Below are 6,530 nucleotides of genomic sequence, written 5' to 3'. Positions count from 1 at the left end.
AGTTGCGTTCAATCGTCCGGTCGTAGCTGTTATCGCGCATTGGATCGTCCTCCAGTGGAGCGATCCAATCAGCGAATTAGTGAACATGCACAATTGCGACCGTTGGCTCGCAATGACGCGGATCGGCCCCTCACCATACGCAGAGCACGTCGACAGCTATGCAATTTCGCCGTGCGAAAGTCTCCGGAACCTCACCCTCTGAATGGCGTTATCTCCATGGCGGGCATCATGTTTGCCGCAATTGAGCGTGAAAACCCTGGGGCTGGGGCGTTCCGGGGTGTTTTTTTCATTGGCTAAATCCGATGGATGTGAAAGCGATACGGCGGGGGGCGGCAGTGGCTGAAAGCGTCTCCATTGTGTCGCTGCAGGACAATGCCCGCGTCATCGAGACCAGCATACCCACGCGGCTCGATTGCCTGCGTTGGGGCGGCTTTCATACCCGTGTCGTGGCCGCACTCGGCATCACCTGGATTCTGGACGGGCTGGAAGTCACGCTGGCGGGCGCTCTGTCGGGCGCGCTGAAAGAAAGCCCGACGCTGCAATTTTCCAATTTGGATGTTGGCCTCGCCAACAGTGCCTATCTCGCCGGCGCCGTGCTCGGCGCCCTCGGCTTCGGTTGGCTGACGGACCGGATCGGGCGCAAGAAGCTGTTCTTCATCACACTCGCGGTCTATCTCAGCGCGACCGCCGCCACCGCGCTGTCGTGGAACGTGGCGAGTTACGCGCTGTTTCGCTTCCTGACCGGGGCGGGCATCGGCGGCGAATATACCGCGATCAATTCGACGATTCAGGAGTTGGTGCCGGCGCGCTACCGCGGCTGGACCGATCTCGTGATCAACGGCAGCTTTTGGATCGGGGCTGCGGTCGGCGCGGTCGCCGCTATCGTGCTGCTCGATCCCAAGGTGCTGGCTCCGGATCTCGGCTGGCGAGCGGCCTATTTCATCGGTGCCGCACTCGGCCTGATTGTTTTCGTGATGCGGATGTGGATTCCTGAAAGCCCGCGCTGGCTGATGATCCACGGCCGTCCCGAGGAGGCGCACGCGATTGTCGATAGCATCGAGCGGTCGTCGACGAGACATCCGGATCATGCGGCCGATGAAATATTCCCGAAGATCAGGCTGAGGATGCGCAGCCACACGCCGCTTGGTGAGGTGGCGCGAACGCTGTTCACGACCTATCGGCAGCGTTCGATGGTTGGACTGGTGCTGATGGCCTCGCAGGCGTTTTTCTACAATGCCATCTTCTTCACCTTCGCGCTGGTGCTGACCGATTTCTTCGGCATTCCGTCAAACGACGTCGGCTGGTACATCCTGCCGTTTGCGGCCGGCAATTTCCTCGGGCCGTTGGTGCTCGGCCGGCTGTTCGATACGCTCGGCCGCCGCGCGATGATCGCGGCGACCTATGCCATTTCCGGCCTGTTGCTCGCGCTGTCGGGCTACCTGTTCTCGATTGGCGCCTTGAGCGCGCAGACCCAGACCATCGCCTGGATGGTGATCTTCTTCTTTGCCTCGCCGGCGGCGAGTGCGGCGTATCTGACCGTCAGCGAGACATTTCCGCTGGAGGTGCGCGCGCTCGCGATTGCGCTGTTCTACGCGATTGGAACGGGCATCGGCGGTGTGGCGGGACCGGCGCTGTTCGGCGCGCTGATCGACACCGGATCGCGCAACAGCGTTTTCGCCGGCTACCTGTTCGGGTCGGCATTGATGATCGTGGCCGCTGCCGTCGCGTGGCGGTATGCCATTGCGGCCGAGCGCAAATCGCTCGAATCTGTCGCACGGCCGCTAGCATGTGTGGAGTAGGATGAGATGGACGACATGAATCAGGATCTGGCCGAAATGTCATTGGAAGACGATATCGCCCGCGAAGACGATGCCGCGCTGGAAACCGTTCCGGTACCACGCTCGCTGGTGCCGCACTTAAGTGAATCAGCCATTCTGCTCGACATTGACGGCACGCTGCTCGACCTGATGCCGACGCCGCGCGAAGTGTGGGTGCCTCCGGGGCTGGCGAAGACATTGAACCGCCTGCTGGTCAGGACCAACGGCGCGCTGGCGCTCGTCAGCGGCCGCTCGCTCAACGATATCGACCTGATTTTCGCGCCCGATCTGTTCCCGGCCGTCGGCGGCCACGGCGCCGAAATGCGGATTGAGACCGACAGCGAGGCGGTGGCCGCCCACGCCCCGCCGATGGACAAGGAGTTGAAGCGCCGGCTGGCGGCGATCGCAAAGCTGAGCCCTGGAATATTGCTGGAGGACAAGGGCTATTCGCTGGCGCTGCACTATCGCCTCGCGCCGCACGCCGAGAAGGCGATCTATGCCGCGGTGTCGCTGATCAGGGCCGATCTGCCCAATGCGCCGATCGAAGTGTTGCCCGGCAAGTGCGTCTGCGAGATCAAGCACTCCGGCTTCACCAAGGCGAGCGGCGTGCGCGAATTGATGACGCGCGAGCCGTTCAAGGGGCGCCGTCCGTTCTTCATCGGCGACGACGTCACCGACGAGAGCGTCTTTGCGATCATGCCCGACCTCGATGGCCTCGCCTTCTCCGTCGGCCGCCGCGCCAAGGGCGTGGCCGGTCACTTCGATGCGCCGAGCGACGTGCGTGAATTCCTCGCACATCTGCTTGACGACGAAAGGGACGCATCTCTGCCATAATTTTTTTCGTCCCGTCGAGTTTCGAACATAAATTCTCGCGCTTGACGCCGAAGTTTCGCGACGAATTTTATTTTTCGTGAGTTCCGGTGAGTTCCTGCACGCCGCAGCCCGAATTTGGTTTCAATTCGTTGAAAGGGTGATCAGGAACCATATTGATGAATGGTTGTTAATGCGGGCGTATCAACGGGAGGGGACCTGTGAACCTCGTCGTCGTTTCTAACCGCGTTTCGCGCGGAAAACCCAACGAACCCATGACGGGGGGGCTCGCGGCGGCGTTGTTGCCGATCGTCGAAAAGTCGGGCGCTATTTGGGTCGGTTCTAGCGGCCGGGTTCGCGATGGGAACCAGAAGGAACCATTTGCCGAGATCGAAGCCCTTGGCATCGGCGCGCTGGCGATGCTCGACTTGCCGGCCGCGCATTACGGCGGCTATTACGAAGGTTTTGCGAATTCCGCACTATGGCCGGCGCTGCATTCGCGCGCCGATCTGATCCGCGCCTCGCAGGAGGACTATCTCAGCTATCGCGAAGTGAACGCCTTCATGGCGCGCGCGCTGTTGCGATTTCGAAAGGCGGATTCGGCGTTCTGGATTCAGGACTACCATTTCCTCGCACTCGGCGCCGAACTGCGCGATCTCGGCGTCACCGAGCCGATCGGCTTCTTCCTTCATACGCCGTGGCCGGCCCGTTCGGTGGTCGGCGGCGTGCCGCACCATCGCGAGCTGGTCGAGGCGATGCTGGCCTATGATTTGATCGGTTTCCAGACTGACGAAGACTGCGAGAACTTCCTGTATTACGCGCAGTCCGACCTCGGCCTCGTCGTGCATGACGGCATCATCATTTCGCGCCACGGCCGAACGCGCGCCGCGGTATTTCCGATCGGCATCGATCCCCAGCAATTCGCCCAGTTGGCAACGAAGGCGTCGACCCATCCGGATGTCTCGCGGCTGCGGCGCAGCCTGAATGGCGAGAAGCTCGCGATCGGGGTCGACCGGCTGGATTATTCCAAGGGCCTGATCAATCGCATCAAGGCGTTCGACCGGATGTGGACCCTGCACCCGTCGCTGGCGCGCACGGTGTCGTTGCTGCAGATCGCAACGCCGTCGCGCGGCGCGATCGAGGCTTACGGCAATCTGCAGAGCGAGGTCGCAAGGCTGGTCAGCGATGTCAACGGCGTTCACGGTGAGGTCGACTGGACGCCGATCCGCTATCTCAACAAGGGCTACGGCCAGGCGGTGCTCGCCGGCCTCTATCGCACTGCGCAGGTCGGCGTGGTCACGCCGCTGCAGGACGGCATGAATCTCGTCGCCAAGGAATATGTCGCCGCGCAAAACCCGGTCGACCCCGGCGTGCTCGTGCTGTCGAAATTCGCAGGCGCCGCCAACGAACTCGACACTGCGCTATTGGTCAATCCGCACGACATCGACGGCATGGCGCGCACCATTGCGATCGCGCTGTCGATGCCGCTCACCGAGCGGCGGATGCGCTGGGAGGCGATGATGGCGAAGCTGCGCGGCCATACCATCCAGCAATGGTTCGCCGACTTCACCGACGCGCTGCGCGAAAGCCAGCTCGACCGCAGCGAATTGGCGCCTGTCATGGCGGAGCCCCCGCTATGGCCGCTTCGTTCCGCCAGCAACAACCCCGCGCGGTATCATTAGTCTGGGGCTGCGAGCAGCAGCCTCCACCTCATCCTGAGGAGCCGCGTAAGCGGCGTCTCGAAGGATGAAGCCACCGGCCGGGCCTCATGGTTCGAGACGCGCGAAGACGCGCTCCTCACCACCAAGGTGCCCGGCAACCGTAAGCGACCGCAATTAGTAACAATACGACACGCCATCCAGCACCGGGCAGCGCGCCCTGTTCGGCGCGCTCGGATTTTCCATCGGCACCATGCCGCCGCCCTTGCCCGAGCCGGCGAACACGCCGGGGCCGATGACGACGGACGATTTGTTGCCGATGATGACGCTCGGATACGGCGAAGCCAGCCTCGATCGCGAGCCGTCGGCCCAGACGATGGCATCGCCCGCGAAGATGCCGCGCCGGCCGTCATCGCAGCTCACGTCCACGCCCTGACGCGTGCAGGACTGCGCCATCGCCGGGCCCGCCGCGGCGCCCGCAAACGCCGATATCAGGCCAGCGAACAGAAGCGCCCGCGCGATGATCATGCCGTCCTCCACCGATTGCGTTGCCACTGTGGTCGTCGATCGTGGCCGGATTCCGGTTCAACCGTCCGGAAGGTGCCGATGACCCAACGCGAAGCGCGCCAAATTCTCAAACAAATTCAATGAATTGGGGAAATTTTGACGGCTGCGCCCGGCGTCCCTTGCAAAATCAGTCCTGCACCTTCAAGAGAGGGCCTCCGGAGAGATGGCCGAGTGGCTTAAGGCGCACGCTTGGAAAGCGTGTGTGCGGGAAACCGTACCGTGGGTTCGAATCCCACTCTCTCCGCCAGCAAGTTACTCTATCTTCCTGAAAAGATTCCTGTTTTTGGCGAGAGCGCCCCTCCGGTCCCCAATCCGGTCCCCAGCGGAGGCTATGGTACTCGTTAAGTCGAGCGGTGGTCATGACACACGATGGTTGGGCTGATGCGGTCGAAAATCTCAAGCGTAGAACACGTCCAGCCTCTGAAGCGCAAAAGAAGCTCGCAGCCTTTGCGGGCATAAGGCTCCCAACACAACTACCACGTCTCGTAGCCGCTGCGCGGCTAGTTGCTGCCTTGGGTGACGCGGTTGGCGCGGCGGAATCTGAGCCGATTCACCCAGTTCAAAAGCAAATACTCGCGGGTCTCGCGAAGCGGGGCTTTAAGGTCGACTCGAAGCCAAATGATCGTACCGAAGCTAACGCTTGGATTTCGCATCTCCGACTTTTGGTGCGACAAGCGTCTCTTGAAAAGCTGCGCCTGCAAGCTGGCGACATAGTCGAGGTAAACAACAGCGCCGGATGTTTCGCGGCCGAGGTATCATCTATCGCTGAAACGGGACGTGTCTACTTCAAGGGTGGTAACGGCGCGTCGGCATGGCCAGATCAACTCAAGCTAAAGTGCCGACGAGACGATCATAGCGCTAAAGCGCTCAAGGCCAGGGCGGCCGCCGATAATTTCGCCGCACATCGGGCGCGAACCGATACATGGTCGGAGAGTAAGCAAAGAGAACTCGCTGAGTTCGAAGTCAATCAATCGCTCTCGCTGGCGGAAATTGAGCAGCTTCAAGAAGTGATCGATGACGCGAAAGACGAGAAGGCGATACAAGATTTCATTGAATCATGTCCCCAGGTATTGACGTCACTGCTGGGCGGGAAAAGTAGGTTCTTGCTCTCCCGGCGCTCACTTGGTGGCAAGTATATTCCAGATTTTCTGATTTGCGATACCGACTCCGCTGGTGTTCGATGGCTTCTGGTTGAACTTGAAACGCCTCATTCGGCCATAACGCTAAACAGTAGGAACGACTTGGACGACGTTGCGCGTAAAGGCGTGAGCCAAATCAAGGAATGGCGGGAGTGGCTGCAAAACAATCTAGGTATGGCTCGGCGATCGCCGCGTGAAGATGGCCTTGGTCTGGTTGATATTCGACCCAAGAGTGAAGGTCTCGTTCTTGTAGGCAGGCGAGCGCGGCTAAAACACAATTCCGGGTTTGTTCGGAATGCAGTACGCGAAGATAGTGCGATACGTATTCACACCTATGATTGGCTTGTAGAGCAGTTACTAGGCAACCTGCAGTTCAACGGCCCCCCAGCCCTTAGTCCCTATGTCATTCCGCCACCGCGCGAGAAGAACTGGCTGTTCGGCGACGCTGTCTAACGGTGTTACAGTAGCGATTGGCCGTAAAAATTGCGACCAACTGACGTAAAAATTACGCCTCTTCAGCATGCCTTCCCCCTCGACAG

General features: G+C 60.7%; 6 protein-coding genes and 1 tRNA gene. 6 read left to right on the top strand and 1 reads right to left on the bottom strand.

All coding sequences use genetic code 11. From position 1 onward, the window contains the following. The 4 genes from IVA95_RS02630 to IVA95_RS02615 all read left to right on the top strand — a co-directional run. The coding region (locus tag IVA95_RS02630; RefSeq protein ID WP_247509080.1) for a hypothetical protein at positions 1–202 on the top strand (202 nt) is incomplete at its 5' end. Between the two features lie 100 nt (positions 203–302). After that, positions 303–1,799: an MFS transporter gene (locus IVA95_RS02625; RefSeq protein ID WP_247509079.1), complete on the top strand. Its 1,497-nt coding sequence runs from the start codon at positions 303–305 to the stop codon at positions 1,797–1,799. Between the two features lie 15 nt (positions 1,800–1,814). Beyond that, entirely contained in the window at positions 1,815–2,651 is an 837-nt protein-coding gene (otsB, locus tag IVA95_RS02620) for a trehalose-phosphatase (protein ID WP_247509085.1), read from the top strand. Between the two features lie 197 nt (positions 2,652–2,848). Beyond that, positions 2,849–4,309, top strand: coding sequence for a trehalose-6-phosphate synthase (locus IVA95_RS02615; protein WP_247509078.1), 1,461 nt, complete (start codon positions 2,849–2,851; stop codon positions 4,307–4,309). A gap of 153 nt (positions 4,310–4,462) precedes the next feature. Here IVA95_RS02615 and IVA95_RS02610 read toward each other — a convergent pair whose 3' ends face one another. Then, the gene (locus IVA95_RS02610; protein ID WP_247509077.1) at positions 4,463–4,813 is read right to left on the bottom strand and encodes a hypothetical protein; all 351 of its coding nucleotides are present in this window, start codon (positions 4,811–4,813) and stop codon (positions 4,463–4,465) included. Between the two features lie 196 nt (positions 4,814–5,009). Here IVA95_RS02610 and IVA95_RS02605 point away from each other — a divergent pair. Both IVA95_RS02605 and IVA95_RS02600 read left to right on the top strand, forming a co-directional pair. Next, positions 5,010–5,099: transfer RNA gene (locus IVA95_RS02605), tRNA-Ser, on the top strand. 112 nt (positions 5,100–5,211) lie between these two features. Then, complete coding sequence (locus IVA95_RS02600; protein ID WP_247509076.1) at positions 5,212–6,444, top strand: Shedu anti-phage system protein SduA domain-containing protein; 1,233 nt, start codon at positions 5,212–5,214, stop codon at positions 6,442–6,444. Positions 6,445–6,530 lie beyond the last annotated feature (86 nt).

Source organism: Bradyrhizobium sp. 157 (assembly GCF_023073815.1).
GTDB lineage: Bacteria > Pseudomonadota > Alphaproteobacteria > Rhizobiales > Xanthobacteraceae > Bradyrhizobium.
The sequence above is the reverse complement of the archived record's forward strand: the minus strand, read 5'-3'. Positions and strand labels throughout refer to the sequence as shown.

Excerpts from the sequence above, each read along its gene's own strand:
- IVA95_RS02625 (WP_247509079.1), top strand. The coding sequence starts at position 303 with ATGGATGTGAAAGCGATACGGCGGGGGGCGGCAGTGGCTGAAAGCGTC.
- otsB (WP_247509085.1), top strand. The coding sequence starts at position 1,815 with ATGAATCAGGATCTGGCCGAAATGTCATTGGAAGACGATATCGCCCGC.
- IVA95_RS02610 (WP_247509077.1), bottom strand. The coding sequence starts at position 4,813 with ATGATCATCGCGCGGGCGCTTCTGTTCGCTGGCCTGATATCGGCGTTT.
- IVA95_RS02600 (WP_247509076.1), top strand. The coding sequence starts at position 5,212 with ATGACACACGATGGTTGGGCTGATGCGGTCGAAAATCTCAAGCGTAGA.